The organism is Streptococcus sp. 2022WUSS037 (assembly GCF_044427225.1).
Classification (GTDB): Bacteria; Bacillota; Bacilli; order Lactobacillales; family Streptococcaceae; genus Streptococcus.
In genome coordinates this window covers 17,242-42,627 of sequence record NZ_JAOTGJ010000017.1, presented here as the reverse complement: position 1 = coordinate 42,627, position 25,386 = coordinate 17,242, and the positions used below count along the sequence as shown (strand labels likewise).

The following is a 25,386-nucleotide window of genomic DNA, read 5'->3' as shown; positions in this document are numbered from 1 at the left end:
GAACGATGACAGCGGAATTATTTATCAAGTGGTATCAGGAGCAGCTATTGCCATCCTTGACAGAACCCCATGTCATCATTATGGATAATGCAGCTTTTCATCCCAAGAAACAACTAGATGAGCTTGCAGTGGCTAAGGGACACTATTTTCTTCCGCTTCCACCTTATTCCCCTGAACTTAACCCAATTGAACGATTCTGGGCTGGCTTGAAAAGAAAAGTAGCTGAGTTATTGAGGAGATTTCAATCGGTTGAGTATTCTTTGGAATACTATTTTAAAACTAAATGACTATAAATACTTGGGAGTAGACAGTGTAGATGTACTGCCGAATGTTAACTTAATGACATTGTCCTCACGGAAGGCTTTTTAACTTATTTAAACAACAAAATAGAGATCAGGGCCAAGATGGCTGGTCCACCTTGGGTCAAGATAATTTTTGGACTAGATGTCACAGCTCCATAACCTGCTGCTCCAATAACAAACAAGACAAAAATAGTTGTAATTTCAAGGTTTCCTGTGAAAATTCCATACAAGAGAAAGACAGCCAACAAACCATTGTAAATACCTTGGTTTTTGAAAAGTGTCGTCACAGACTTACGTTGCAATTCATCCTTTGTCATATTAAAGACACGACTAGTAGAATCTGAATGGGTCGCAAAGGTTTCCAAGTACATGATATATAGGTGCTCAATAGCTACGATACTAGCTAGAATAGTGGTAAAAATAGACATAATGTCTCCTCTCAAAAATTATATAGGTAGATTTTGCAAGCCAATCAACAGTTTATCAAGAGTGGCTAGGAATTGCTCGCTCTCCTCAACAGTTAGAATCTGATTCATCGAAGCTTTGATAGCTTGGTGGTGAGCAGAAGAACTCGTGACTAGCGCTTCCCTAGCCTGCTCAGTTGGCCAGACAAGTACTTCTCTCTGATTGTCAGGATTTCGCTTGCGAATGATATAGCCGCTCTCTTCCAACAATTTGAGATGACGTGTAACCGCTGCGCGGTCTATCTGAAGCTTCTCCTGCAAAGCCAACTGATGCAGGGGTGCATCTTTTAATAATGCTTGCAATATTGAATAACGTGTCAAACTAATTCCCAACTGCTTTTCAAAAAGATTGGAAATCGTCTCATCTGCCACTTTCAGTCTGTATAACAAATCTTCCATTTCTTGCATTATCTACCTCTTTTGATTGATTAATCAATCATTGATAAGTCAATTATACTACAATCCGAACAATTTTCAACTATTTTGCCTATCTATTAAAAAAATATGTTGTCTACACCTATATTTTGTTATAATTAAGAAAATAACTAGTAGAGGGATGGGACTTACTTATGGAAAACACTCCTAGACTAAACTTGGTCATAGATGTGCTCATGCTCGCTGGTGCCATTTTGGCACAAAGCGGTGCAGAAATTCACCGAGTTGAAGATACCATGATTCGGATTGCACATTCACAAGGAATTGAACAGGCCAATGTCCTTGCCATCCCTGCTGCTATCTTTTTCTCCATCGACCATACGAATATTTCGCGTATGAAACGCATCGTAAATTCAAATTACGACATGCAGAAAGTTTGTGACGTCAACCAAATCTCCCGTTCCCTAGCCAATAAAGAAATCAGCCTAGAAGACGCTTGGAGCCAATTAAATGCAATCAAACAACAAAAGCCACCTTATAACAATATCCAAATAACCTTAGCTGCCGTAGTAGCCGCACCATTTTTTACCATTATGTTCGGAGGTTCTCTTTTAGATGCAGCAGGTGCTGTCCTCGCAACGGCTTTGGCTTTCCCTATCTCACTGATTGTCGAGCGCTACGTTGGAATTGATTTTGTTACCACCTTCGTTGGCGCCTTTGTCTTCTCACTTACCTCCTACTTATTAAGCGCAACCACTACTCTCCCCATCAATCCCAACTTAATTAACGCAGGGGCAGTCATGCCTTTTGTACCAGGGATCGCTTTTACAAATGCTGTAAGAGACCTTATGACCAATCATATCAATACAGGGATGACCAAATTTTTCCAAACTGCGCTTATTATCTTATCGCTCGGTGCAGGTACAACTGTGGCCTTTATGCTTGTGAGGTAATCTATGACACCAGTTAACTTCTTATTACAGGCACTCGCCTCTTATATCGCTATCGCAGCCTTCTTAATTGTTCTCAATGTTCAAAGAAAAATGCTGGTCCCTGGTGGACTCCTAGGCATGCTAGTCTGGCTCATCTATCTTTCATTATTAGGACCAACTAATGTACTGATTGCAACCTTCCTTGCAGCAATTATCGGATCTTGCATTAGTCAAATCATGAGTATTTTGCTTAAAACACCATCTGTTATTTTTTCACTTGCTATCCTAGCACCGCTTGTTCCAGGCTATCGAGCCTACATGACCACGACTTATTTCGTTTCTGGTGACCACGCTCAAGCCCTAACCAATATCACTACCGTCTTAACTTTAGCCTTAGTCATTCCCATCGGTATGGCCAGCGGAACAATATTATTACGCCTTTATAAGGTTCTTCGAACAGGCAAAAAAACAGCCTAACCCCTTGAAAATAAGGGGCCTTTTTGTTAAAATGAAAACTTATCAAAGGAGATGCTATGAACCAAAACGTAACCAATCTAAAACTTGCTGAACGTGGTGCCTTGCTATCTATCGGTGCCTATATTATCTTATCAGGTATCAAACTCGTTGCAGGACAGCTCTTTCATTCAGATGCCTTACGAGCAGATGCCTTCAATAATATTTCTGATATTATCGGTAATATCGCTGTACTTATTGGACTAAAAATGGCACAGAAACCAGCTGATACCGATCATAAATTTGGACACTGGAAAATGGAAGATTTAGCAAGCTTGATTACATCCTTCATCATGTTTGTCGTTGGTTTCCAAGTACTCTATGATACCCTCCAAAAACTAATCAGCAATTCTTCTATCGAAGTAGACATTATGGGGGCCATTGTCGGAATTTTTTCTGCACTAGTTATGTTAGCTGTTTATTTATATAATAACCGCTTGGCAAAAAAAGTACGTTCCAAGGCCTTAGAAGCAGCTGCCAAGGATAATCTATCCGATGCAGTCACTTCCATGGGAACTTCTATCGCAATCTTTGCTGCGGCTTTCAACTTCCCTATTGTCGATAAAATTGCAGCCATCATCATTACCTTCTTTATCCTAAAAACAGCCTACGATATTTTTATGGAAAGCTTCTTTACCTTATCTGATGGATTTGATGAAAATTTATTGAAAAAGTACGAGGAAGATATTCTCAAACTCCCAAAAATCGTTTCTGTCAAATCACAACGTGGTCGGACTTATGGAGCCAATATCTATCTTGATGTTGTTTTAGAAATGAACCCAGACTTATCCGTTTATGAAAGTCATGAAGTGACTGAGCAGGTTGAGCAACTCCTAACACTCAAACATGGAGTTTTTGATGTGGATATTCACGTAGAACCATCTGAAATTCCACACGATGAGATGTATGAGCATGTGTACGATAAACTCTTCCGTTTTGAAACAGAGATACAAGCACATGCTAATGGGTATGAAGAATTGATTGACGACCAATATCGCTTAATTGATGCCAAAGGCCGCTACCGAAATAAAACTCAGATGCTTGCCGACCACCCCATCCAAACGACGTATTTATCCAATTACCAAATGACCTCCATAAGCCAAAAATCAAAATTAGTTACGTTTGAAATTGGTGATTATGTTCATACGTCACTTTGGCGCCGTCATGAAAATTGGACTGTTATTTTCCACCAGATCTCAAAAAAACAAGCCTAGTCAGCTAGACCAGACTTTTCATTTGAACATAGAAAAAGAGCACATGGCTCTTTTTCTTATATTATTAGTTTTTTACTGCATCGGTTGCAACATCTTCACCAAACCATTTTTGGGAGATTTCTTGGAATTTACCTTCTTTATATAATTCAGCAAATGCCTTATTAATGTTTTCTACGAGTGTAGTATCTGATTTACGAGCACCGACTGCGAAGGCTTCATTTTCAAAACCTGCATCAATGATGTTGTAATCTGCGATAATTCCCTCTTGTTGCAAGTAATAATTTGCATATACACGGTCAATCAAGAGGCCATCAATACGATCGTTTTTCAAGTCAATCAAGGCTTCATTGAAGGTCGCATACTGACTTGCATCGTTATTTTGAACAATATCTTTCAAAATAGCTGGTTGTGATTCAAATACTGAATAACCAGATGAACCTGCTTGCGCACCCAAAATCTTATCCTTCATATCAGATACTTGGCTAATATTGGAAGATTTTTTAGTTACAAGAACTTGTTGGTTATCCATGTAGGGATTTGTGAAGAGAACTTTTTCCTTACGCTCATCTGTAATAGAATAACCATTCCAAATTAAATCAATATTCCCGTTATTCAATTCGGTTTCTTTCAAGTCCCAGTCAATTGGCTGCCATTTTACAGTAATCCCATATTTTTCAAAGACTGCATTAGCCAAGTCAATATCGAAACCTGTGTAAGAACCATCTGTCTGTTCAAATCCCATTGGAACAAAGGTCTTATCAAAGCCAATCGTAACGGACTTTTCAGATTCGTAAGTTGACCAATTATCTGACTTGGTCGTTGACTCACTTGATCCACATGCAGCAAGTGCAAAACTAGTTACAAGAGCCGCAGCTCCAAGCATCATTTTCTTCATATTCATCATCATATTTGTTCCTTTTCTTAGTGTTTCGGTTCAATTTTGATGATTTCATCTGCGATATTTTCAGCAAACTGCATATCGTGGGTGACCACAATTTGCGTGATTCCAGTAGCCCTATTTTCAAGAATGAGTTTTTCTACTTCTTTTCTTAATTCAGGATCTAGGGCAGAGGTTGGTTCGTCATAGCCGATAATCTCAGGATCAATCATCATAGCACGCGCCAAGGCCACACGTTGCTTTTGTCCACCCGATAGTGAAAACGGATAGGCAGTAGCGTGGTTAGCTAGGCCAAGAGTATCCAAGAGTTTAAGGGCCTTGTCTTCCGCCTCTGAACGCGTCATATTCTGCGTTTTCATAGGAGAGAGAACCAAGTTTTCCAAAACGGATAGGTGTGGGAAAAGCTGGAAGTCTTGGAAGACAAAGCCCAGCAGATGTCGTTTTCCCAACTCCTCAAGTGGCAGTTCCTGACCATTGTAAATCAGGGTACCTGAATCAATGGATTCCAAACCAGCCAACATCCGTAAAAGAGTTGTCTTACCACCACCAGATTGACCAACGATGGCAACGATTTTCCCCTCTGGAATGACCAAATCATAGTCGGAGAAAATCTGTTTATTATCAAATCGTTTGGATAGATTGCGTAGTTCTAACATGACTTCCTCCTATCTATAATAGTCAAATTTCTTTTCTACCTGCTTAGAAACAAGGGTTACAGCACCAATCATCAAGAGATAAATAGCTCCAGCGATAAACATAGGTGCTAAGCTAGCATCACGGTTGGCTGCTGTACGGCTGGCAAGCAATAGATCGCTGACACCCAAGGCATAGACCAAGGATGTATCTTTGACTAAGGTCATGACTTCATTGAAAACACTTGGTAGGACAATTTTCACGACCTGGGGCAATACGATATAGCGAATAGTCTGAACGGGGGTAAATTTCAAGACCTTTGCGGCTTCATACTGACCTTTTGGAATCGCCTCAATACCACCACGGAAAATCTCAGAGAAATAGGCCGCATAGTTGAGCGTAAAGGCCAGAATAACAGCAGGCATACGGTCAAAGGTAATACCCACACTTGGTAAAACGTAATAAACAAAAATTAATTGTAAAAGCAAGGGGGTTCCTCGCATAATTAATACATAGAAATGCAATAACCATTGTAAGGGTTTAAATTTAATCTGCATTAAAAAAGCGAAAACAGCTCCTAATGGCAAGGATAATATCAATACTAGAAAAAATACTTGCAAGGAGACTGCTGCACCATTTAGTAGACTGGGCAGAACTTCCAAAACATAATCCATAGAGCTCTCCTAAAAGAATGATTAGGTTCTAGTATATCAAAAAATATCCTTAATTTCAAAGGATTTTTCAGAATTTTTAATAAATTTAACAAAATTTTGTATATTTTTTCAATATTTTTTCAATAATACAAAAAGAAGGCTGGAAATCCATGCCTCCCTTCTTCTTATTCAACAGTAACAGACTTAGCCAAGTTACGTGGTTTATCAACATCCAAACCGCGTTGCAATGTTGCATAGTAAGCAATCAACTGTGTCGGAACGACCATAGCAATCGCTGACAAGAATGGATGAACAGTTGTAACAGTGATGTCATCTTCTTCCTTAGCTACTGCTTCATCAACAATTGTCAAGACATTGGCACCACGCGCCACTACTTCCTGAATATTGCCTCGAGTATGACTAGCTAGGTGTGGATGATTTGAAATCAGAGCCAAGACTGGAACACCATCTTCAATCAAGGAAATGGTACCGTGTTTCAATTCACCAGCCGCAAAGCCTTCACATTGGATGTATGAAATTTCTTTCAATTTCAAGCTGGCTTCCATCGAAACGTAGTAGTCACTACCACGACCGATATAGAATGCGTTGCGAGTGGTTGATAAGAGTTTTTCAACTTTTTCAGCAATCACATCTTTTTCTGACAAGCTGGCCTCGATAGATTGAGCTACGATGGACAATTCATGCACCAAGTCAAATTCTTTTGCGTAGGCATTGCCATTTGCATCACCGACAGCCTTAGCCAAGATTGCCAAAGTCGCAATCTGTGCAGTGTAGGCTTTTGTAGAAGCTACCGCAATTTCTGGTCCTGCATGGAGCAACATGGTGTAAGTTGCCTCACGTGATAGGGTAGAACCAGGAACGTTGGTTACAGTCAAACTTGGAATGCCCATTTCATTAGCTTTAACCAATACCTGACGGCTATCAGCAGTTTCACCTGACTGGCTAATCATGACAAAGAGTGGCTTCTTGCTCAAAAGCGGCATATTGTAGCCCCACTCAGATGAAATTCCCAACTCTACTTGTGTATCTGTCAATTTTTCCAAGAAGTCTTTTGCGGCAAATCCTGCGTGATAGGAAGTTCCAGCAGCCAAGATATAGATACGGTCAGCTTCTTGTACTGCCTTAATAATATCCGTATCAACTGTTACCTGACCAGCTTCATTTGTATAGGCGCTAATCAACTTACGCATAACAGTTGGTTGCTCATCAATTTCCTTGAGCATGTAGTATGGATAAGTTCCCTTACCAATATCTGACAAGTCAAGTTCTGCTGTATAGCTACCACGTTCAATCGCATTGCCATCATAGTCCATGACTTCAACACTATCTTTTTTCACGATAACCAATTCCTTATCGTGAATTTCCATGTATTCACTTGTCTCACGAATCATAGCCATGGCATCTGAGCAGACCATGTTGTAGCCATCACCCAAACCAATCAAAAGTGGAGATTTATTTTTGGCAACGTAGATAGTGTCTGCATCCCTAGCATCAATCAAGGCAAAGGCGTATGAACCTTGAATAATCTTCAATGCTTTTTTGAAGGCTTCTAGAGTTGACAAACCTTCTTCAGCAAATTGACCAATCAAGTGTACAGCAATCTCTGTATCAGTTTGTCCTTTCAAGTCATGACCTGCAAGATACTCTTCCTTGATTTCTGCATAGTTTTCAATCACACCGTTGTGAACAAGGATATGTCCAGCGGTTTGAGAAGTGTGAGGGTGAGCGTTGTTCTCAGTTGGTTTCCCGTGAGTTGCCCAACGAGTATGACCGATCCCTGTTGTCCCTTCGGTCTTATCGCCAACTTTTGCAGACAATTCTGCAATGCGACCAACAGCTTTGACAAGATGAGCTTGCTCACCACCCGTCACAAAAATACCCGCTGAATCATAACCACGGTATTCTAATTTTTCAAGTCCTTGAATCAAAATATCAGTTGCGTTTGTATTTCCTACAACACCAACGATTCCACACATACATATCACCTACGATGTTTGTTAACATCGGCTTTCATTTCTTTAAAAATTGGTCTAGTCTAATTTATATCTAAAAAGACCAGTGAAATCAGTATATAACAAGATTTCATCCTTGTCAACATTTTAATTGGTCTAGTCTAATTTCAAAATACAGATCCAGTCATCTCATACTCAATAAAAATCAAAAGTAGCCTAGGAAACGAAGCCGAAGATAGAACTGGAGTTCATCAAGGCAAGTTGACAACGGATAATTTTGATTTTCGAAGAGTATCAACACAATAAAAAAAGCTGATTCTACTGAACCAGCCCTGTCTTAATAAAACCAAATTCTGAAAGTGGACTAATCCGAAAAGTCAGTCTACCAACAATATCCTCACTAGAAATCAAACCAAAACTACGACTATCCTGTTGATTCGTTCGTACATCATTCAACACCAAATAGTGCCCCTCTGGAATGACGTTGTACTTTCCATTTGTCAAGGTTTCCAATGTAAAGTCATCTGTATAACTTTCTTGTGAATGAGGCGTTTTTAAATAGTTCTCTGTAACAATAATATCATTACGATAGAGAACATCGTCCATATAGGTAACCGTCTCATTTTCCAATGCAATCACACGACTCACATACTCTTTTCCCTCATGGTTATACAAAATAAAATCTCCATGAATCGGGCGGACATTTCGCACCGTCATGATAAAGTCGTTTTCCTTCAAATAGCTATTTGCCATCTCAGGGGTAATCGTGACTGGCTCAAGTAACCAAAATCGTAGGCCAATGATTCCAAAAATCAATAAGACCAATAAACTGATTTGTTTTATTAAATCTCTTTTTACCATAATCTCTCCATTTCACTAGTATTATACCACAATTTAGAGCTATTAGTGTCTGAGATGCTGGTAAATCTCTTCAGCAATAACTTGATTTCCTAGCGGTGTCAAATGAAGACCATCGCTATAGTATTCAAGATGTCCCTCCGTCACAGTGTAAAGGTTAATAACTGGTAAACCAAGTTCATTTCCGATAGCTGGGATAATCTTTTGTAATTCATCTTCAATAATTTGATTATTCAATCCAAAACGACTGGTTGGTACGTAAGGCGGGATAACTAAATAAACATCCGGCTGGCTTGCTAAAGCCATATACTGCTCGGCCATTTCCCTATACTCTCGAATAAATCTCTCCCTATTCCAATATGGTCCTCGGCTGTCGTTACTACCAATCATGATGATGACAATATCTGCTTCACTCTCAAGTGAAAGTTGGGCATTCTTCTCTTTAAAGTAAGGAAAATCTGCAGTTGACTGAAGTGAACGCCCACTCAATCCGTAATTTGAAACTTGATAGTGATGCCCAAGTTTCTCAGCTAGAATACAAGGATAGGCATCTTTTTCGCGATTCTCCAAGCCATATCCATAAGTCAAACTATCTCCGACTGTTGCAACTTTTACGGCCCCACTTCCAACGGTTAGGACCTCAGGATACATTATATCTGACACACGAACTCCTCAATTTTTCTTATTTTCTATTGTATCATGTTGAAAAAAATAAATAAACTTCTGAATTTGTGATATAATTAACTTATGAAAAAACAAGTTATTATTATAGGCGGAGGAATTGTCGGCTCTACTGCAGCCTTTTATCTCTCCCAAGAAGAACAAGTCAATCTTACTCTCATTGATTCAGGTATTGGAACAGCCACACGAGCTGCCGCAGGTATCATCTGCCCATGGATGGCTCAGAAAAAAAATAAAGACTGGTACAAGCTGACTTCCGATGGTGCTGTTTTCTACCGTCAATTGGTAGCCGATTTGGAAAAATCAGGTGCTACTGAAATTCCATTCAAACAGACTGGAACCATCGGCCTAAAAAGCAAGCCTGAACTACTTGATAAAATCCAAAAAATTGCCGAGGAACGTCGCATAGATACTCCGACTATTGGCGAAATTACTCCACTTATAGGCTCGGAAATTAACCAGTACCTGCCACTACTTAAACCAGACTATTTTGGTATCCATTTAGAAGGTGGCGGTCGTATTGATGGTGGGCGTTTGATTGATATTCTTCAGGAACAATTTTTGAAAAATGGTGGTACACGTATCTACGGACAAGCAAAACTGCTTGACAACCATACTGTCAAAGTAGATAATCAAGTGCTTACTGCTGACCATATTATCTTAGCCACAGGGGCCTGGTTGCCACATATTCTTGAACCTCTTGGTTATCAAGTGGATGTTCGACCACAAAAAGGACAATTGTTAGAATTAGATACAGAATTCGATACTGATAATTGGCCAGTTTGTATGCCTTACGGAGAGATTGACATCCTACCATTTGAAAATGGAAAAATCATTATTGGTGCAACTCATGAAGATGATATGGGGTACGATTTAGAACTAGACCCTGAAAAAATCCAAGCCATGCATGATAAAATAGCCGAGTTCATGCCTGATTTGGCAAATTATCCTGTAGCCAGAACTCGTATTGGAACGCGCGCCTATACTTCAACTTATTCACCATTCTACGGAAATATTGAGGATATGCCTAATGTCTGGGTAGCTAGTGGTCTAGGCTCTACCGGCCTGACAAATGGCCCAATTATCGGTTGGCAAATTGCTAAAGAAATTCTCAATCAAGAAACAAACTTTGACCGTACACCATATTCTCCAAATAGATATATTCTCAAAAAATAAGATACAATAAGTTTAGATTCTACTAACTCTTTAAATGTAGATACTAAGACTAGTTGTTATCCAACCAATAAATACAATAAGCAACGGGGGAACCTCGTTGCTTATTTCTATCTAGGACGCTACTGTCCTAGTTTCAAACAATTTAACATGCGACTATATCAATTCAAATACTATCTCTATATTAGATACATCATATCAGAACTGACTAGGGAGCTCAGAAAAGTGATTTATGAGAGCTAAAACTTCTGTGCTACTGCCAAATTCGACCAGTGATAAGTACTTGGCTTTCTGACGTGGAGACAAATCACTCTTATTGATGAGACTTGCAGCCTCCGCTTTTTGCGAAGCAAGACAGACGTCTTTTTCATCTAATAGTACTTTCCGCTGAACTTCAGTCAGATTCTGATGAAGTAAAACATCATCATACGAACAGATTGCTTGCGCCGAAGCAGAAGCCATAGGAAAAGCTAAGCCTCCAGCAAGGGCTAGACCCAAAACTGCTTTACCGAGTTTACTCATATTATTACCTCTCTTCAAATATAACATAAGATTTGATAGAATTATTACCTTTGTGGTGCGCATCACAAATTTTTTCTTTTGTAATAACTAGAATACTTCTATCTAGTATACCAGCCACTACACTATTATTATAAACAACACCCCTAAACTCACCGTCAACTTTTTCTGATTTTAATCTATTATATGATTTAGCATTATAAACTACAAATTCTCCTATCCTCGAGATTGGTTGAATATGAAAAGACTGAACCTGAGTCCAGTCTTCCACTATTTCTGACGTCGTTGCTTTCTACGATAGTTGCTCTGAAAGCATCAATTAAAAAGGGGGTATTTTCGACAAATTTTAAATCTTATCTTAACGACGGAAACTTGATTCTAGTTTGAATGATTTACTTTCTACAATATGCTTATGTGTTCCGTAAGGGATTTTGCTAATAATTTCAACATGGAAATCTTTTGAGCCCTTCAAATCCTCATCTGTCAAGTTAGCAATATAGGATCCTGACGCTGTGCGTTCAAGCGGAATACAGTTATGTTCCCCAAAACGAAGTAAACATCTGGCGCTTCGTCATAGTATTGTTTCAAGAATACTTCTACTTGCGCACCAGGAACACCAGTTTGTTGTGTCAATTTCACATCCATATATGAATTGCGAGTGTAATTAGCTGTTTCTCTTGTGTTATATTTTACGTAAGCATTTGATTCAGATGTATTGGCGCTAACAACAGGGGCAAGCGCTGTAAGACCTGTACTCATGCAGGCTACTGAAAGCATGGCAAAATTCTTTACTTTTTTTGAAAAGTTCATAACGTTGTCTCCAATTTCTATTATCTTGTATTCATATCACTTAAACTCAAACTATAAACTAGCAATATGATAAACTAATCCAACTGGAATAGTTTCTTTCGTCCGTAACAAATTTTTTGAATGCATTCTGTTGATTGTTACAAGATAATTGTAATTGAACTCCCCATTTATAGCAATGGATTTTCCCAGCTTTTTATCTATTTTTCATGAGTCTTAATATACTTCCGAAGTAAATTTTACAATAGATAATCGCTGATTATTCACTCTCTAACCCTCGATTATTGCTTTCTACTTGCTTTTTTTAATAGTCCCCAAACACTACCAAGTAAGAGAGTTAATAGGCTAACTCCAATAATCTGCCCAGAAGCATTTGTACTTGGTTTTGAAGGTTGTTCCACACTTAAAACTTGCTTTGTATCCGTTTTGGAGTGAAGAGCCGGATTCTGACCATATTCCCTCATATTATTTGAGGATTGAGAGGTACTTCCTACAATTGCCACAGATCCAACCATCTCGAATAGCTCGGTTTCTTTGCGTTCTTCATCCATTTCTCTTCTGGACATCTGAGGCTCTCTCTCTGGAACTTCTGGCAATACAATCTCCTGAGAACTCATATCCATTTTAACACTGTCCAATGATTTGGATCTAGGGCCCAAGATTTTTTCTTTACTCTCCAAATCATTCATCAATGTATTCGGTTGAATCACCTTTGTTTCTGTTAGGATTGAAGACCTATCTGCTTCAGCCAAGACGCTTTCTGTCGTTACTTCTGTCAGAAATTCAACTCGAGGAGCATTCGACTCATTAGTAACCCCCTCAGAATCCACTTTTAATGCGGAAGAAACTCCGCCATCTACAAACTTGTGTTTTTCAGAAATAGTAGATGATGTAGCTACTGATTCGACCACACGAATTGCTGAATGCCCAGGTAAAGCTGGAATATCCTCAGCAACAGGAACTAAAGTTGTTTCAGTTTGGATGACGGGTTCACTTTCTGAACTAGCCGGTTCGTCGAGAGGTTCTTGGACAGTTGTGGTTTTAGAGGTGGCTGGTTGTTCAGTAGCGGTCGTCGCAACTTGATCTTCTTCTTTTACATTTACCCCCTCCATACCTATGGGACCTGATAGAAGTTCTGACCTCTGATTCTCAACTGTTTCTGATTCAAGAAGCTCTTCCACAGGGACTACCTCATCATTTTTCACAGCTTCTTGATCAACTACTACTGGTAGATCGCTTCCCTCTACTTGAGTTTCCTCCCCTAAAGCTATAGTTGACTGGCTCTGGTTTTCATTAGCAACTAACTGTTCGTCATGTACTGGTTCACCAACGACTGCTACAGGCAATATCGCCTGGTCGTCTACTGGTAAGACGGGTTGATTGATACTATCTACAACAAGGGCAACATCCCCTTTTTCTTCTTTCCCATCTGCAGAGCGGATTTCTTGAGATAGCTGAGAATTTTCATCTGCATTGGGCGGAAGCTCGCCTGCTGGCAACTCTGCTGTCAGAGCTTCTCCAACTGCTGACATAGGGAAGTCTAAACTTTTTAAACTATCCTCTAACGCAACATTAAGTAGCTCAGAGCTGTCTGCTTTTTGAATGGCTAACACACCTTGATCATATAGCCTATCTAACTTTTCAAGATATGTTACACGTGCCGACTCTGATAATTCAGATTGTCCTTGAATAGACAGAACCATCGCCTTCTTTGTATCAGCTAGTGTCTGACTAGCTATTTCTTTGGCTTTTGCGAGCGGATTGAAATATTCTTCCCATAAGTCTTGACCAAGACGAATCGTATGAACATAATCCAAAAGCGCCCCAGCTGAATTATTTTTCACATGATTATTCAAACGTGGATTTCCAGAAGCATCACGAGTGATTCCCATACGCTTCAAACCAATTTGTTCTTGTTGATCATCAGAATCAGTGATATAGACAGCCCTAATCTTACCTTGATTATCGTACTCAGCCCCCCATACCGTCACAATATGCGTTGCATAGCCTAATGTTCTATAAGTTAGACCGAGTAATCCTTTGCTCTCCAAAACAGTTCGAACATCCTCACCAAGACGCTCATAGCTACCACTGAAAATACGATTTGTCAGTTTTTTCTCTTTGAAAACGTCGTAGAAAAAGCCACCCCTACTATCTGGTACTAACTGGCTATCTTCCAGATTGACACCACCCTGTACCTTAGGCTTATATCCATTAATAAACAAGTCAACTAAGGCATCTGACACAAAACCATTTGTACGATAACCGTAGTAAGTTTTGAACATATCAAAGACTCGACTATTTTGCTGATCCTGGAACGAATCAATATAGCGACGTAGGTCCGTTATTGCATAGTTTTCCCCAACATTTACTGTACTATTTTTTTCCTTGAGATATCTCTCAACATAGGAACTATTCTGTTCCAACCACCAATGTACCATGTTGGAAGACACGGCCGCAAAACATAGGTTAAGGTCAATAAATGAAGCATTGAGACTTTTATTGGTATCATAATAGCCTTTTCCTGCCTCAAATGGCGCTGTATAGTTTAAATAATCTCCATACTTTTCCTTTACAAAACCACCGCTTTGTTCCATTGCAGGAGGGGTAATTCCATGAGCCCATACAATTTGTCGTTGCTCGCCACTCTCCGTTTGATAACTGGTCTGATTCAAAATTTCTTTTGTCTCAGCAACCTCTATCTGATTTTGCTCACTCGTCGTAACTTCTGTATCATTTCTAGAAACTACATTCTCGGTCCCTCCGTCAACTTTCATCTCTACCGCTACTTCTCCTTCAGCGATAACAGGTGATGGGATGTTGTCTGCTATTTCCTCTACAATTTCAAGATTAGAACCATCTAGGGATTCATTTTTTTCTGATTCAATAGATGCCTCATCCTTGACTTGTGATTCTTCAATTATTTCATTCACTCCTGTAACAACTGTATCTGCAGCAACAGTGGATGTATGAATAGCACATAGCAAAGAGACTGAGACCAAGCCAACCGCTGATTTTCTCAAAGAAAATCGTTCTTGAATGTTCATCTTTCCTCCGTTTATCATCAAAAATTTGAATAAACTATTCTATTTACGACTTATTTTTATTTCCACATCCCCCAAGAAAATATTTATAAACAAGCGTTTGAAAGAAATTCAGATATAGTCTATTTCCATAATCACGACAAAAAGGTCCAAGAGGACCTTTTTGATTATTTTACTGTACGAACACGCATTGTGTTTGTAGAACCAGCAACACCTACTGGAACACCCGCAACGATGATGATATCATCACCTGATTCAACCAAACCTTGTTCTTTAGCGACTTTTTCTGCCAATTCAAACATATCGTCAGTTGATTCTGGTTTCTCAGTTACAACTGGAATCACACCCCAGTTCAACATCAATGATTTTTGAACTTTTTCAGTGAAAGTTACTGCCAAGATATCTGAATCTGGACGGTATTTAGAGATTGAACGAGCTGAGTAACCAGTTTCAGTAACTGTTACAACCAACTTGATGTTCATTGAGTGACAAGCATCTTTTACTGCAGATGCAATAACTTCTGTTTTAGATGCACGGTTAAAGTGATCAGAGTTCAAACGACCGTATTCGTTAAGAAGAGTTTGTGCGTTTTTAGCAATAGTTGCCATTGTACGAACTGATTCAACTGGATATTTACCGTTTGCAGACTCACCTGAAAGCATTGTTGCGTCAGTACCGTCGATAACTGCGTTGAATACGTCAGATACTTCAGAACGAGTTGCACGTGGTTTTTCAGTCATTGTTTCCAACATGTTTGTTGCTGTGATAACTGCTTTACCAGCTGCATTCACTTTAGTGATAATCATTTTTTGGTAAACTGGAACCATTTCAAATGGTACTTCGATACCCATGTCACCACGAGCAATCATGATACCATCTGAAGCTTCAATGATTTCATCAATATTGTCGATACCTTGTTGGTTTTCGATTTTTGAGAACAATTGAACGTGCTCATTACCAGTTTCTTTAAGAATGTTACGAACTTCTTCAACATCTTTTGCTGAACGAACGAATGAAATTGCGATGAAGTTCAAACCTTGTTCCAAACCGAAACGGATATCAGCGTTGTCGCGGTCAGCAAGAGCTGGGAAAGGAATTTTAGTATAAGGAATGTTTACACCTTTTTGTTTAGCGATAACACCGTCGTTTTCAACTTCAACAATAAATTCACGTTTTTCAGCATCTTTTTCGATGACTTTAAGACCTAGTTTACCATCGTCAACAAGAACTTGTTTACCAACTTCAACATCATCAAATACATCCAAACCACCTGCAACGTTCAATGCAATCACTTCGCGAGTTGACTTAATACCTTGTTTAGTTGCTACGCGGATTTTTTCACCAGTTGTGTATGAAAATTCTTTTGCATCGCCTTCAAACAATTCTGTACGGATTTCTGGACCTTTTGTATCCAACAAGAAACCAACTTTTTTACCAGCAATTTCTTCCGCACGGCGTACAGTTGCCATACGCTCACCTTGTTCTTGGTGGTCACCATGTGAGAAGTTGAAACGGAATACGTTTGCACCTTCGGTAATCAATTGAGCAATTTTCTGTGCTGATGCTTCTACATCAAGGCTTTCACCCCAGTAACCATCATCACCGAATTTTTTTCCACCACGGATTTCTACCGCAGGACCAAGGGTTGCAACGATTTTTACACGTTTATTCATCTTAACAAAACTCCTTTTTATTTAATGGTCTTATGACCCTTAATAACACTTTAATGAAATGTCAAATTAGATTGACAAGTTACGGTTCAATTCAGCCAGATCCAAATCTGCTTTATGTGGATTGTTCACAACAATCTTACCTTCTGCAGTCAAGCTGAATAATGCTCCTTCTTCCGCAGTACCAAGAATTGGATTTTCAACCATTTGCTCGTTACGGATACCTACTGCAAGACCTCCACGGCCTTCTTTAAGCAATTTAACGGCATGAGCACCCATGCGAGAAGCGAGTACGCGATCACGCGCTGTTGGAGAACCACCACGTTGGATATGACCAAGTTCTGTCACACGAAGATCACTTGTATCGCCTGCTGCTTTCAATTCTTCAGCAAACTGTGCAGCTGGCATAACACCTTCAGCTAAAACAATGATGCTATGTTTCTTACCATTGTCGTAGCCCGCTTTAATACGGTCAACAATATCGTTTATATTGAAGTCTTCTTCTGGAACAACGATAACATCTGCACCAGAAGCAATACCAGCCCAAAGAGCGATGTCTCCCGCATGACGTCCCATTACTTCAACAACGAAAGTGCGACGGTGACTTGATGAAGTATCGCGGATTTTATCAATCGCATCCATAGCAGTTGTTACAGCTGTATCAAAACCGATTGTAAAATCTGTACCCACGATGTCGTTATCAATTGTACCAGGTACACCAATAGCTGGGAAACCATGCTCCGTCAAGCGCATTGCTCCGTGGTAAGAACCATCACCACCGATAACAACTACACCTTCGATACCATGTTTTTTCAATTGCTCAATCCCTTTAAGTTGCCCTTCTAATTTGGCAAATTCTGGATAACGAGCTGAACCAAGGAATGTTCCGCCACGTGAAATAATATCACCTACAGAACGTGCAGACAATTCATGGATATCACCCGCAACCATACCTGCGTAACCTTCGTTGATTCCATAAACTTCCATTCCTTCTGAAATTGCTTGGCGAACAACTGCACGAATAGCAGCGTTCATACCAGGGGCATCACCACCACTGGTCAAAACAGCAATACGTTTCATTCGTTAATGCTCCTTTAACTTTTCATTTTAACTGCCCTATTATAACATACTTAACCTAAACTTGCTTGACTTTTTGCTATTTTTTTATCGAAAAATCGTTTTCATAACAAATTCACTTAACTCTTCTTCTAATTGAGGCGTTTTCATAACCATGTGGTGCTCAGCCTGAATTGTCTGATTACTATCTTGATAATGAAGTACTACTGGAATGCTTCCTCTATATTTATCCAAAATACGAGCAACGGCATAATCGTGTTCTCGATTTTCCAAAAGAATCCAAAATTTCTCCGAACTGACAGGCTCTAATTTTTCTAGAACTAATTGCAACTGTCCATCGCGTTCTTGCACTCTGCCTGTGATGTATCCCATTCCCCCTTCTTCCAAAATAGAAGCGTATTGGCGATAAGATTCTGGAAAAAGAGTTACGTCAAGCGTCCTCTTGGTATCTGTCACTCGAAGAAACGCCATCTGCTCCCCAGTCTTTTTGGTACGAATCAATCGAATAGCTTGAATCTGCACAAGAACGGTCGCTCGATTGCCAACCGCTAAATCAGCCAAATCTGTAAAACTACGCTTAGACTCTCGACAAATATTGACTAAAGGATGCGGACTAATACCAACACCTAGCAATTCTTGCTCTAGCATAAATTTTTCACTGTCGCTGTAATCTTCTACATCTATCCAACTATAACTCTCCTCTGCAAAAAATGTACCAATTGCCTCTGCAAAGACAAAGAGATTGTCTAGATTTTCAATAATCTTTTTACGATTGGCGTCAAAATCATCAAATAAACCAATCTGAATAAGGGGGATTAGTAAATCTTTTTTCTTGAAATTATCTGGCAAGCGCAAAATAAAATCTTCTACAGACTTATAGGGACGATGATCCAATATCCATAAAGCTAAATCTTTAGGCAAACCTTTTAGTGTTTTTAATCCTAGGTAGACCTTACTTTTATCAAACTTATCGTGATAAGGAATATTGTTAATCGTGAGTCGAGCTACCTCAAAGTCAAACTGCATCGCATCTTCAATATAAGCACTGCTAGAATGATTGAGCATGACATCAAAAAAGACATCCGTATAGTGACTCTTGAAATAGGCCATTTGAAAGGCTAAGGCTGAATAAGCATAGGCGTGGCTACGGTTAAAACCATAACCAGCGAACTTAGCCATCATGCCAAATATTTCCCTGGCATTCTCTTCAGCATGTCCATTTTTCAGTGCTCCCTGTAAAAATTCCGCTTCCATTGCCTGCATTTCCTGGGCATTCTTTTTAGACATCGCCCTGCGGAGTAAATCCGCCTTACCAAGCGTAAATCCTGCATAGACCTGTGCAATCTGCATGACCTGTTCCTGATAAAGCATGATACCATAAGTCGGTTGTAAAATAGGAGCAATGGTTGGGTCCAACAAATCAACTGTCTCTTGTCCATGTTTGCGTTTTACAAAGTTATCCGAATAATCACTAGCCCCCGGTCTATTCAAACTCGTTGTTGCAACTATATCTTCAAATCGACCAGGTTTGACCCTTCGAAGCAGGCTAATCGCACCAGGCTGTTCAAATTGAAAAATTCCCTTAGTCCGACCAGCAGCAAAAAGTTCCAAGGTTTTCTTGTCTTCTAAATCTATCTTGGCAATATCAATTTCCTGCTGATAACGTTCACGTACTCCTTCTGCCATTTTTTGTACGAAAGTCAGGTTTCGCAGACCAAGAAAGTCCATCTTGAGCAATCCATTGGCCTCGACTGCATGGGCATCATACTGGGTCACTAGCATATCATCCCCTATTTTCAGTGGAATGGTATCAGTCAAGTCCTCATCGCTCATAACCACACCTGCTGCGTGAATGGAAGTCTGGCGAGGCTGTCCTTCAATTTGTTGAGCAATCGCAAAAGCTTTTTGGTACTCTATCTTACTATTGATAATCTGACGAAAAGCGGCATTTCGCTGATAGGCAGAAGTAAGACTATCTCTAAATGAAATTTTCTTGGTTATATTACTTAACTCATATTCAGGTGTTCCGAAACGCTTAAATACATCACGAATGGCCTGCTTAGCTCCAAATGTCGAGTAGGTTACAATTTGCGCAGCATGGGTTGAACCATAACGATCTCGTACATAACGAATAAAATCTGCTCGATGAATATCTGGAATATCAATATCAATATCGGGCATTGAATAACGTTCAGCATTGAGAAAGCGTTCAAAGAGAAGATTATGCTTAACTGGGTCGATACCTGTGATATTTAAGGCATAGGCAACTAGGCTTCCAACAGCTGAACCGCGCCCCATTCCCATGTAGTACCCTTGGCTACGTCCAAAACGAAGTAGGTCCCATACAATCAAGAAATAATCATCAAATCCCATTTGATGAATAATGGATAATTCCTTTTCCAAGCGTTCCTTATACAGTGAATTAGTCAAGCCCTTCTCTTCTAATCCTTGATAGGAGCGCTCGTATAATTCTTCCACTGCAGGTCTGTCACGATTAAAACGCGGCAATTTTAAATCTGTATTTAATTGATAAGAAATCCCTGCAACCAAGTCACGTAAATTATCAACTGCTTGCGGAAACCGATTCGAAAATAGATTGGTTAAGCTATCAGCCGATAAAAGCTTTTGTCGATTATCTATATCTGCAACTTGATTAAGTGGAATATTATCTCGAATAGCATGGAGAACCTGTAGACTTTCCAATTGTTCCTCTTCAAAAAAACGAACCGTATGAATCGGGAGTATTGCTTGCTTAAAGTCTTGCACTGGTGTGTCAACCGTCACTCCGATATAATAGTTAGTACCTAGCTCAAGGTGCTCAATGCCAGAAAAATAAGGAACAACCACTGCTATGTCGACTAAATATTGACGAATGGTTTCAAAATCATCTTGCCCTGTCATCTTAGCAGTCGAAATTTTCAATAGATTGCGATAACCTCTGGTTGTCAGAGCAATCAATTGAGTAGTGACGTCCTGCTCCCCTCCCTGTAATTTCCAGTCCAGTTCACAACCAATAATTGGTTGAAGCCCCATTTTGTTACAGGATTCCATAAAACTATAGGCTGCATAAAGACTGTTTTTATCCATTATCCCCAATGCGTGGTAACCAAGCTCTTTAGCCCTGCCTACATAATTTTCTATCGTCACCATGCTATCCATAAAGGTATAGACGGTTTTTGTATCAAGTTGTGCTAGCATGGTCTTCTCCTTATTTATTTCTTCTATTATAACAAATAATTTTGAAAAATATTTTTAAAGAAATTGAATCAAATCACTTGCAATTAAAAATGTTTTATTGTATTATTTAGATAAGACATAGGTACGGTGAAATAAACCGGGAAAGGAAGACTATTATGGCTTGGAAATTTGATAATAATATGCCCATATATATCCAAATCAGTAATACCATCAAATTACAGATTGTGACCAATCAACTAAAATCAGGAGATAAATTGCCAACCGTTCGTGATTTGGCTGAAACAGCTGGTGTCAATCCGAACACGGTACAGCGAGCCCTATCTGATTTGGAGACAGAAGGATTTGTTTACTCGGTCCGCACAACTGGACGTTTTGTAACAGACAATCAAGAATTGATTTCACAGACCCGTCTGCATTTAGCACAGAAAGAATTAGAAAACTTTGTGACAAACATGTTGGATCTAGGTTTCAATCAAGATGAATTGACCCACCAATTAGATGATTATTTGAAAGGAGTGTCTTATGAATAACGCATATACCCTCGTTGAATTGCAACAAGTTTCAAAATCCTACGGTGGAGCTGTTGCTCTAAATAATGTGAACTTGAAATTGACAGCTGGAAAGATTATCGGACTCTTGGGACCAAATGGTTCTGGTAAGACAACTCTTATCAAACTTATCAACGGACTCTTGCAACCTGAATATGGTCAAGTCCTTATCAATGGTCGTACACCTTCTCCAGAAACCAAAGCGATTGTATCTTATTTGCCAGATACGACCTATCTTGATGAAAGTATGAAGGTCTCTGATGCTATTACCTTCTTTACAGATTTCTATGCAGACTTCGATAAAGAACGGGCTCTCCATCTTTTGCAAGACTTGGGAATTGATTTGAACAGCCGTATGAAACACCTGTCAAAAGGGAACAAGGAAAAGGTTCAGCTAATTTTAGTGATGAGCCGTCAGGCACAATTATATGTATTGGATGAACCAATCGGTGGTGTTGACCCTGCTGCCCGAGACTATATTCTAAAAACTATCGTCAATAACTATTCACCTACTGCTTCTGTCATTATTTCTACTCATTTGATTTCAGATGTTGAACAAATTTTAGACGAAGTTATTTTCTTACAATATGGTAGCGTTATTCGACACAGCAATGTTGATGACCTCCGTATTGAAAGTGGGGAGTCCATTGACGAACTCTTCCGCCAAGACTTTAAGGCTTAGTTAGAAGGAGATAGATATGTTTAAGAAATTACTCAAATATGAATTTCAATCCGTTGGAAAATGGTATTTAGGAATTTATGCAGGTGCTTTAGCATTATCGGCTATACTCGGATTTTGGTTACAAGCACTGTCTATACGGACACAAGGGGGTAGTACAGAGCCCGGTGGTGCTGAAATGGTTCTTTTTGGATCTTCATTCCTTACTTTTGGGATCCTTATTGCTGCCCTTGGCTTGTCAACCTTTTTCATGGTCATCAATCGCTTCCGAAAAAATGTTTATGGTCGTCAAGGCTACCTAACTATGACCTTACCAGTTTCAAGCCATCAAATTATCCTCAGCAAACTCTTAGCTTCTTTGGTTTGGTACCTTTTGGCAGGTATCACAATCCTTCTTTCCATCGGAATCATTTTGGCTGTTCTCATGCTTGGAACTGAGGAATTCATGATTCCTGAATTGCAAACTGTTATACAAGAATTGGACTGGTCTGTTCTTATTGCACATTTATTTTATGCCTTAATTGAGTCAACGATGGGGATTTTGCTCATCTACTTCTCTATCTCAGTTGGGCAACTCTTCAAAGACCACCGTCTACTGTTTGCTATTTTGACCTATATTGGCATTTCAATTGTAGTGGGTGTATTTGGTACTCTCATATATACCAACAACCTAGAGAATCTTTATAATTCAGCACTACCATTATACCCAAGTCCTATTTTGGCCTTGCTCAATATCATTCTAGCCTTTGCCTACTATTTTGGTACACACTTTATCATGACCAAGAAATTGAATTTGCAATAAGAAAAAGCTCTTTGCCTGTCAGTTGAGACATGGCCTAGAGCTTTCTTTTTACAGTTGATATTTATTTGCTAGAATTTCAAGTAAGGTTGTCTTTTCTTCTTCACTAGCAAAACAAGCTAGAATAGCATTTCGGTTGAACTGATAAAATTCTTCTTTGCTTGTTCCAAAATGCTTTACAAACAGGTCGTATTCTTTGTTCAAATTGGTATTGGAAACTGTTCGATTATCTGTATTTATCGTAATCTTTGCACCTGATTGGACCAGTTGGTCATAGGGAAAATCTGCTAAGGAAGAGGCTGCTTCGGTTTGGAGATTGGAAGTCAGGCACATTTCAAGCGTTGCTCCGCTATTGACAAAATCCTGAATAGCCTTAGCTTGACCACTGAGAGCCGTTCCGTGGCCAATCCGTTTGATACCAAGGGCTAGAGCTTGCACTACATTGGTCACACAACCGCACTCGCCGGCATGAAAAGTCATAGGATAGCCTAGAGATTGCGTATATACAATCAAGTCAGCCAGGTCTGCTGTTGGAAAATCTGCTTCGTTGCCTGCAAAATCAAAACCAACCAGGCCTTGAGGGGCCAAATCTGCAATGGCTGAAAAGAATTCTCTCGTCTGACTTTTAGGAGTCTGTTTTAGACCACAGACTAAAAGTTTAGCTACAAGTCCAAAGTCATTTTGCCCCTTTTCCATTCCTCGCAAGACCGCTTTCACTGCATCTAGGACACTCAAATCCTTGTCAGTCGATAATTCGGGAGCAAAGCGGATTTCGATATAAAGGATGCCATCATTTGCAGCCTGTTCTATCAGGTCATAAACAGCCAGTTCCAAGGCTGGAACGGTCTGTAAAAGAGGGCGAACAAAATCAAAAGTTTTCAAATAGGTCATCAGGCTATCCACCTTGCCCTCAATACTGACCAACTTACGTAAATCTTCATCCTTGTCTGGAATAGAAATGTCTGCCATTTGGGCAAGTTGACGAATCATTGGCAAGGACAGGGAGCCATCCAGATGACAATGCAATTCCGTTTTCGCTAATTCATGTACGTTTAACATCACTAACACCTCTTTCATGAGTATATTGTCATCTATCATACCACATTTTAGCAAAAATACAAGATATTTTTAACAAAAAGTGAACTTTATCAACATTCAACCTTTATTTTATACAAGAAAAAAAGAACGATTTTCATCGTTCTTGCCATACGGAAGACATGGGATTCGAACCCACGCACGCTGTTACACGCCTACCGCGTTTCCAACACGGCCTCTTGAGCCTCTTGAGTAATCTTCCATATATGGAGCTGGTGGGAGTCGAACCCACGTCCAAACACCTGCTAACTTATTCGTCTACAACCATAGGTTATGTCTTGCTTTAACTTGGGCTCGATACATAACTCAAACCTAGACCAAGCGAGTCAGTAAATCTCTTTTGAACTTGCCTGACTCAAGTTCAACGTAGCTTGTTATTTTTAAGACCAATCAGCAAACACAAGCAATTTGCGACTGGTCACGCAGGCAGGTTATTAAGCTGCTAATGCGTAAGTGTTTGTATTTTTTGCAGTTATATTTAACTGGCATTTTTACATCTGCCGATGAGTTGCAGAACAAGCCTCATAATGCCTGTCGAATCCGTAACAACCCCGTAGGTTTGATACGAGAATTATTATAGCAGATTTTTTCACAAATAGCAAAGCTATTTTTTACAATTTCCTTACAATTTTAAAAAATTTTTGAAATATGGTACAATATGAGTATGTATAAATTTTGGCAAAAAACAATTCAAGTATTAAGTATTATCACGCTTATCGGAACATTTATTTTTCTTTTTTGGTTATATCGTATCGGTATTTTAAATGACCAAAATGTGCTTACTGAATTCATCAAGGGACATGGAGCTTTTGGTAGTTTATCATTTTTAGCGATTCAGATTCTTCAAGTCGTCTTTCCAATCATCCCTGGCGGTGTTACTACTGTTGTCGGATTTCTTGTTTTTAATTTTTGGTGGGGGTTTTTCCTGAATTATGTCGGAATTTCCATCGGAAGTATCATTCTCTTCTGGTTAGCTCGTCGCTATGGCAAAAAGTTCTGCTTGCTATTCATGAGTGAAGAAACTTTTTATAAGTATGAAAGCAAGATTGACAATAAGCGTGGTTATGAAATTTTCTTTATACTCTGTATGCTCTCTCCGATTTCACCTGCAGATATTGTAGTCATGATTACGGGTTTAACCAGCATGAGCTATCGTAAATTTATTACCATCACACTGCTATGTCGTCCATTTTCCATCGTTGCTTACAGCTACTTTTGGATTTATGGCAGCCAATTTTTACAACAATTCCTTAAATAATAGATGAAACAGCCTTGTCATTT

General features: G+C 39.4%; 25 protein-coding genes, 1 tRNA gene and 1 other RNA gene. 9 read left to right on the top strand and 18 right to left on the bottom strand.

Annotation, left to right across the window (positions count from 1 at the left end; genetic code table 11):
- A partial coding sequence (locus ODU55_RS07255) for a transposase (RefSeq protein ID WP_398582203.1) occupies positions 1-287 on the top strand: 287 nt, incomplete at its 5' end.
- An 83-nt stretch (positions 288-370) separates the two neighbouring features.
- Here ODU55_RS07255 and ODU55_RS07250 read toward each other — a convergent pair.
- Positions 371-730, bottom strand: a complete 360-nt coding sequence (locus ODU55_RS07250; RefSeq protein ID WP_029172151.1) for a DUF1304 domain-containing protein — start codon at positions 728-730, stop codon at positions 371-373.
- Positions 731-748: 18 nt separating this feature from the next.
- Positions 749-1,174 carry a MarR family winged helix-turn-helix transcriptional regulator gene (locus ODU55_RS07245; RefSeq protein ID WP_253217130.1) on the bottom strand — a complete coding sequence of 142 codons (426 nt, stop codon included), beginning with the start codon at positions 1,172-1,174 and terminating at the stop codon, positions 749-751.
- Positions 1,175-1,335: 161 nt separating this feature from the next.
- Between ODU55_RS07245 and ODU55_RS07240 the strand changes: the two genes are divergently transcribed.
- From ODU55_RS07240 to ODU55_RS07230, 3 genes are read left to right on the top strand one after another with little or no spacing between them, the layout of a single operon-like run.
- Positions 1,336-2,094, top strand: a complete 759-nt coding sequence (locus ODU55_RS07240; protein ID WP_253212831.1) for a threonine/serine exporter family protein — start codon at positions 1,336-1,338, stop codon at positions 2,092-2,094.
- Between the two features lie 3 nt (positions 2,095-2,097).
- Positions 2,098-2,550: a threonine/serine exporter family protein gene (locus tag ODU55_RS07235; protein ID WP_024400719.1), complete on the top strand. Its 453-nt coding sequence runs from the start codon at positions 2,098-2,100 to the stop codon at positions 2,548-2,550.
- Positions 2,551-2,606: 56 nt separating this feature from the next.
- A complete protein-coding gene (locus tag ODU55_RS07230; protein ID WP_398582396.1) occupies positions 2,607-3,800 on the top strand; it encodes a cation diffusion facilitator family transporter in 1,194 nt (397 codons plus the stop codon).
- 64 nt (positions 3,801-3,864) lie between these two features.
- Here the strand turns inward: ODU55_RS07230 and ODU55_RS07225 are convergent, their stop codons facing one another.
- The 6 genes from ODU55_RS07225 to ODU55_RS07200 form a co-directional block, all read right to left on the bottom strand.
- Entirely contained in the window at positions 3,865-4,695 is an 831-nt protein-coding gene (locus ODU55_RS07225; RefSeq protein ID WP_398582397.1) for a transporter substrate-binding domain-containing protein, read from the bottom strand.
- Between the two features lie 26 nt (positions 4,696-4,721).
- On the bottom strand, positions 4,722-5,354 hold the full coding sequence (locus ODU55_RS07220) for an amino acid ABC transporter ATP-binding protein (protein WP_398582395.1): 633 nt from the start codon (positions 5,352-5,354) through the stop codon (positions 4,722-4,724).
- Between the two features lie 9 nt (positions 5,355-5,363).
- The gene (locus ODU55_RS07215; protein ID WP_105097209.1) at positions 5,364-6,005 is read right to left on the bottom strand and encodes an amino acid ABC transporter permease; all 642 of its coding nucleotides are present in this window, start codon (positions 6,003-6,005) and stop codon (positions 5,364-5,366) included.
- Between the two features lie 164 nt (positions 6,006-6,169).
- Entirely contained in the window at positions 6,170-7,981 is a 1,812-nt protein-coding gene (gene glmS / locus ODU55_RS07210) for a glutamine--fructose-6-phosphate transaminase (isomerizing) (RefSeq protein WP_398582394.1), read from the bottom strand.
- Between the two features lie 294 nt (positions 7,982-8,275).
- Positions 8,276-8,818: a signal peptidase I gene (lepB, locus tag ODU55_RS07205; RefSeq protein WP_024401810.1), complete on the bottom strand. Its 543-nt coding sequence runs from the start codon at positions 8,816-8,818 to the stop codon at positions 8,276-8,278.
- A gap of 42 nt (positions 8,819-8,860) precedes the next feature.
- On the bottom strand, positions 8,861-9,478 hold the full coding sequence (locus tag ODU55_RS07200; RefSeq protein ID WP_074391101.1) for a GDSL-type esterase/lipase family protein: 618 nt from the start codon (positions 9,476-9,478) through the stop codon (positions 8,861-8,863).
- 84 nt (positions 9,479-9,562) lie between these two features.
- Here ODU55_RS07200 and ODU55_RS07195 point away from each other — a divergent pair, with 84 nt between their 5' ends.
- Entirely contained in the window at positions 9,563-10,672 is a 1,110-nt protein-coding gene (locus ODU55_RS07195; protein ID WP_398582393.1) for an NAD(P)/FAD-dependent oxidoreductase, read from the top strand.
- A 195-nt stretch (positions 10,673-10,867) separates the two neighbouring features.
- Here the strand turns inward: ODU55_RS07195 and ODU55_RS07190 are convergent, their stop codons facing one another.
- The 7 genes from ODU55_RS07190 to ODU55_RS07160 all read right to left on the bottom strand — a co-directional run bounded on the left by ODU55_RS07190 (position 10,868) and on the right by ODU55_RS07160 (position 20,984).
- Positions 10,868-11,191, bottom strand: a complete 324-nt coding sequence (locus tag ODU55_RS07190) for a hypothetical protein (protein WP_044674958.1) — start codon at positions 11,189-11,191, stop codon at positions 10,868-10,870.
- Between the two features lie 4 nt (positions 11,192-11,195).
- Positions 11,196-11,459 (bottom strand): hypothetical protein, encoded by a 264-nt coding sequence (locus ODU55_RS07185; protein ID WP_024408994.1) that lies wholly within the window; start codon positions 11,457-11,459, stop codon positions 11,196-11,198.
- Between the two features lie 212 nt (positions 11,460-11,671).
- Complete coding sequence (locus ODU55_RS07180; protein ID WP_398582392.1) at positions 11,672-11,998, bottom strand: hypothetical protein; 327 nt, start codon at positions 11,996-11,998, stop codon at positions 11,672-11,674.
- Positions 11,999-12,276: 278 nt separating this feature from the next.
- A complete protein-coding gene (locus ODU55_RS07175; RefSeq protein ID WP_398582391.1) occupies positions 12,277-15,042 on the bottom strand; it encodes an IdeS/Mac family cysteine endopeptidase in 2,766 nt (921 codons plus the stop codon).
- 164 nt (positions 15,043-15,206) lie between these two features.
- Entirely contained in the window at positions 15,207-16,712 is a 1,506-nt protein-coding gene (gene pyk / locus ODU55_RS07170) for a pyruvate kinase (protein ID WP_398582390.1), read from the bottom strand.
- Positions 16,713-16,778: 66 nt separating this feature from the next.
- Positions 16,779-17,789 (bottom strand): 6-phosphofructokinase, encoded by a 1,011-nt coding sequence (gene pfkA, locus ODU55_RS07165; RefSeq protein ID WP_002940961.1) that lies wholly within the window; start codon positions 17,787-17,789, stop codon positions 16,779-16,781.
- Positions 17,790-17,873: 84 nt separating this feature from the next.
- Entirely contained in the window at positions 17,874-20,984 is a 3,111-nt protein-coding gene (locus tag ODU55_RS07160; RefSeq protein ID WP_398582389.1) for a DNA polymerase III subunit alpha, read from the bottom strand.
- Positions 20,985-21,139: 155 nt separating this feature from the next.
- Between ODU55_RS07160 and ODU55_RS07155 the strand changes: the two genes are divergently transcribed.
- The 3 genes from ODU55_RS07155 to ODU55_RS07145 are packed head-to-tail and all read left to right on the top strand — an operon-like array spanning position 21,140 to position 23,013.
- Entirely contained in the window at positions 21,140-21,514 is a 375-nt protein-coding gene (locus ODU55_RS07155) for a GntR family transcriptional regulator (protein ID WP_044689247.1), read from the top strand.
- Positions 21,507-22,214 (top strand): ABC transporter ATP-binding protein, encoded by a 708-nt coding sequence (locus ODU55_RS07150; RefSeq protein ID WP_318824227.1) that lies wholly within the window; start codon positions 21,507-21,509, stop codon positions 22,212-22,214. Before ODU55_RS07155 ends, ODU55_RS07150 begins: the two co-directional genes overlap by 8 nt.
- 16 nt (positions 22,215-22,230) lie before the next feature.
- A complete protein-coding gene (locus ODU55_RS07145) occupies positions 22,231-23,013 on the top strand; it encodes an ABC transporter permease (RefSeq protein WP_398582388.1) in 783 nt (260 codons plus the stop codon).
- Between the two features lie 48 nt (positions 23,014-23,061).
- On the opposite strand, the gene add is transcribed toward ODU55_RS07145, so the two are convergent.
- The 3 genes from add to ssrA form a co-directional block, all read right to left on the bottom strand.
- Positions 23,062-24,108 carry an adenosine deaminase gene (gene add, locus ODU55_RS07140; protein ID WP_398582387.1) on the bottom strand — a complete coding sequence of 349 codons (1,047 nt, stop codon included), beginning with the start codon at positions 24,106-24,108 and terminating at the stop codon, positions 23,062-23,064.
- Between the two features lie 111 nt (positions 24,109-24,219).
- Positions 24,220-24,307, bottom strand: a tRNA-Ser gene (locus tag ODU55_RS07135).
- Between the two features lie 2 nt (positions 24,308-24,309).
- Positions 24,310-24,658, bottom strand: a transfer-messenger RNA (tmRNA) gene (gene ssrA, locus ODU55_RS07130).
- A gap of 111 nt (positions 24,659-24,769) precedes the next feature.
- On the opposite strand from ssrA, the gene ODU55_RS07125 reads away from it, so the two are divergent.
- On the top strand, positions 24,770-25,363 hold the full coding sequence (locus ODU55_RS07125; protein WP_398582386.1) for a TVP38/TMEM64 family protein: 594 nt from the start codon (positions 24,770-24,772) through the stop codon (positions 25,361-25,363).
- Positions 25,364-25,386 lie beyond the last annotated feature (23 nt).

Excerpts from the sequence above, each read along its gene's own strand:
- ODU55_RS07150 (WP_318824227.1), top strand. The coding sequence starts at position 21,507 with ATGAATAACGCATATACCCTCGTTGAATTGCAACAAGTTTCAAAATCC.
- pfkA (WP_002940961.1), bottom strand. The coding sequence starts at position 17,789 with ATGAAACGTATTGCTGTTTTGACCAGTGGTGGTGATGCCCCTGGTATG.
- add (WP_398582387.1), bottom strand. The coding sequence starts at position 24,108 with ATGATAGATGACAATATACTCATGAAAGAGGTGTTAGTGATGTTAAAC.
- ODU55_RS07145 (WP_398582388.1), top strand. The coding sequence starts at position 22,231 with ATGTTTAAGAAATTACTCAAATATGAATTTCAATCCGTTGGAAAATGG.
- ODU55_RS07250 (WP_029172151.1), bottom strand. The coding sequence starts at position 730 with ATGTCTATTTTTACCACTATTCTAGCTAGTATCGTAGCTATTGAGCAC.
- lepB (WP_024401810.1), bottom strand. The coding sequence starts at position 8,818 with ATGGTAAAAAGAGATTTAATAAAACAAATCAGTTTATTGGTCTTATTG.
- ODU55_RS07180 (WP_398582392.1), bottom strand. The coding sequence starts at position 11,998 with ATGAACTTTTCAAAAAAAGTAAAGAATTTTGCCATGCTTTCAGTAGCC.
- ODU55_RS07155 (WP_044689247.1), top strand. The coding sequence starts at position 21,140 with ATGGCTTGGAAATTTGATAATAATATGCCCATATATATCCAAATCAGT.
- ODU55_RS07125 (WP_398582386.1), top strand. The coding sequence starts at position 24,770 with ATGTATAAATTTTGGCAAAAAACAATTCAAGTATTAAGTATTATCACG.
- ODU55_RS07175 (WP_398582391.1), bottom strand. The coding sequence starts at position 15,042 with ATGAACATTCAAGAACGATTTTCTTTGAGAAAATCAGCGGTTGGCTTG.
- ODU55_RS07230 (WP_398582396.1), top strand. The coding sequence starts at position 2,607 with ATGAACCAAAACGTAACCAATCTAAAACTTGCTGAACGTGGTGCCTTG.
- ODU55_RS07220 (WP_398582395.1), bottom strand. The coding sequence starts at position 5,354 with ATGTTAGAACTACGCAATCTATCCAAACGATTTGATAATAAACAGATT.
- ODU55_RS07190 (WP_044674958.1), bottom strand. The coding sequence starts at position 11,191 with ATGAGTAAACTCGGTAAAGCAGTTTTGGGTCTAGCCCTTGCTGGAGGC.
- ODU55_RS07215 (WP_105097209.1), bottom strand. The coding sequence starts at position 6,005 with ATGGATTATGTTTTGGAAGTTCTGCCCAGTCTACTAAATGGTGCAGCA.
- ODU55_RS07245 (WP_253217130.1), bottom strand. The coding sequence starts at position 1,174 with ATGCAAGAAATGGAAGATTTGTTATACAGACTGAAAGTGGCAGATGAG.
- ODU55_RS07195 (WP_398582393.1), top strand. The coding sequence starts at position 9,563 with ATGAAAAAACAAGTTATTATTATAGGCGGAGGAATTGTCGGCTCTACT.
- ODU55_RS07225 (WP_398582397.1), bottom strand. The coding sequence starts at position 4,695 with ATGAAGAAAATGATGCTTGGAGCTGCGGCTCTTGTAACTAGTTTTGCA.
- pyk (WP_398582390.1), bottom strand. The coding sequence starts at position 16,712 with ATGAATAAACGTGTAAAAATCGTTGCAACCCTTGGTCCTGCGGTAGAA.
- ODU55_RS07235 (WP_024400719.1), top strand. The coding sequence starts at position 2,098 with ATGACACCAGTTAACTTCTTATTACAGGCACTCGCCTCTTATATCGCT.
- glmS (WP_398582394.1), bottom strand. The coding sequence starts at position 7,981 with ATGTGTGGAATCGTTGGTGTTGTAGGAAATACAAACGCAACTGATATT.
- ODU55_RS07240 (WP_253212831.1), top strand. The coding sequence starts at position 1,336 with ATGGAAAACACTCCTAGACTAAACTTGGTCATAGATGTGCTCATGCTC.
- ODU55_RS07160 (WP_398582389.1), bottom strand. The coding sequence starts at position 20,984 with ATGCTAGCACAACTTGATACAAAAACCGTCTATACCTTTATGGATAGC.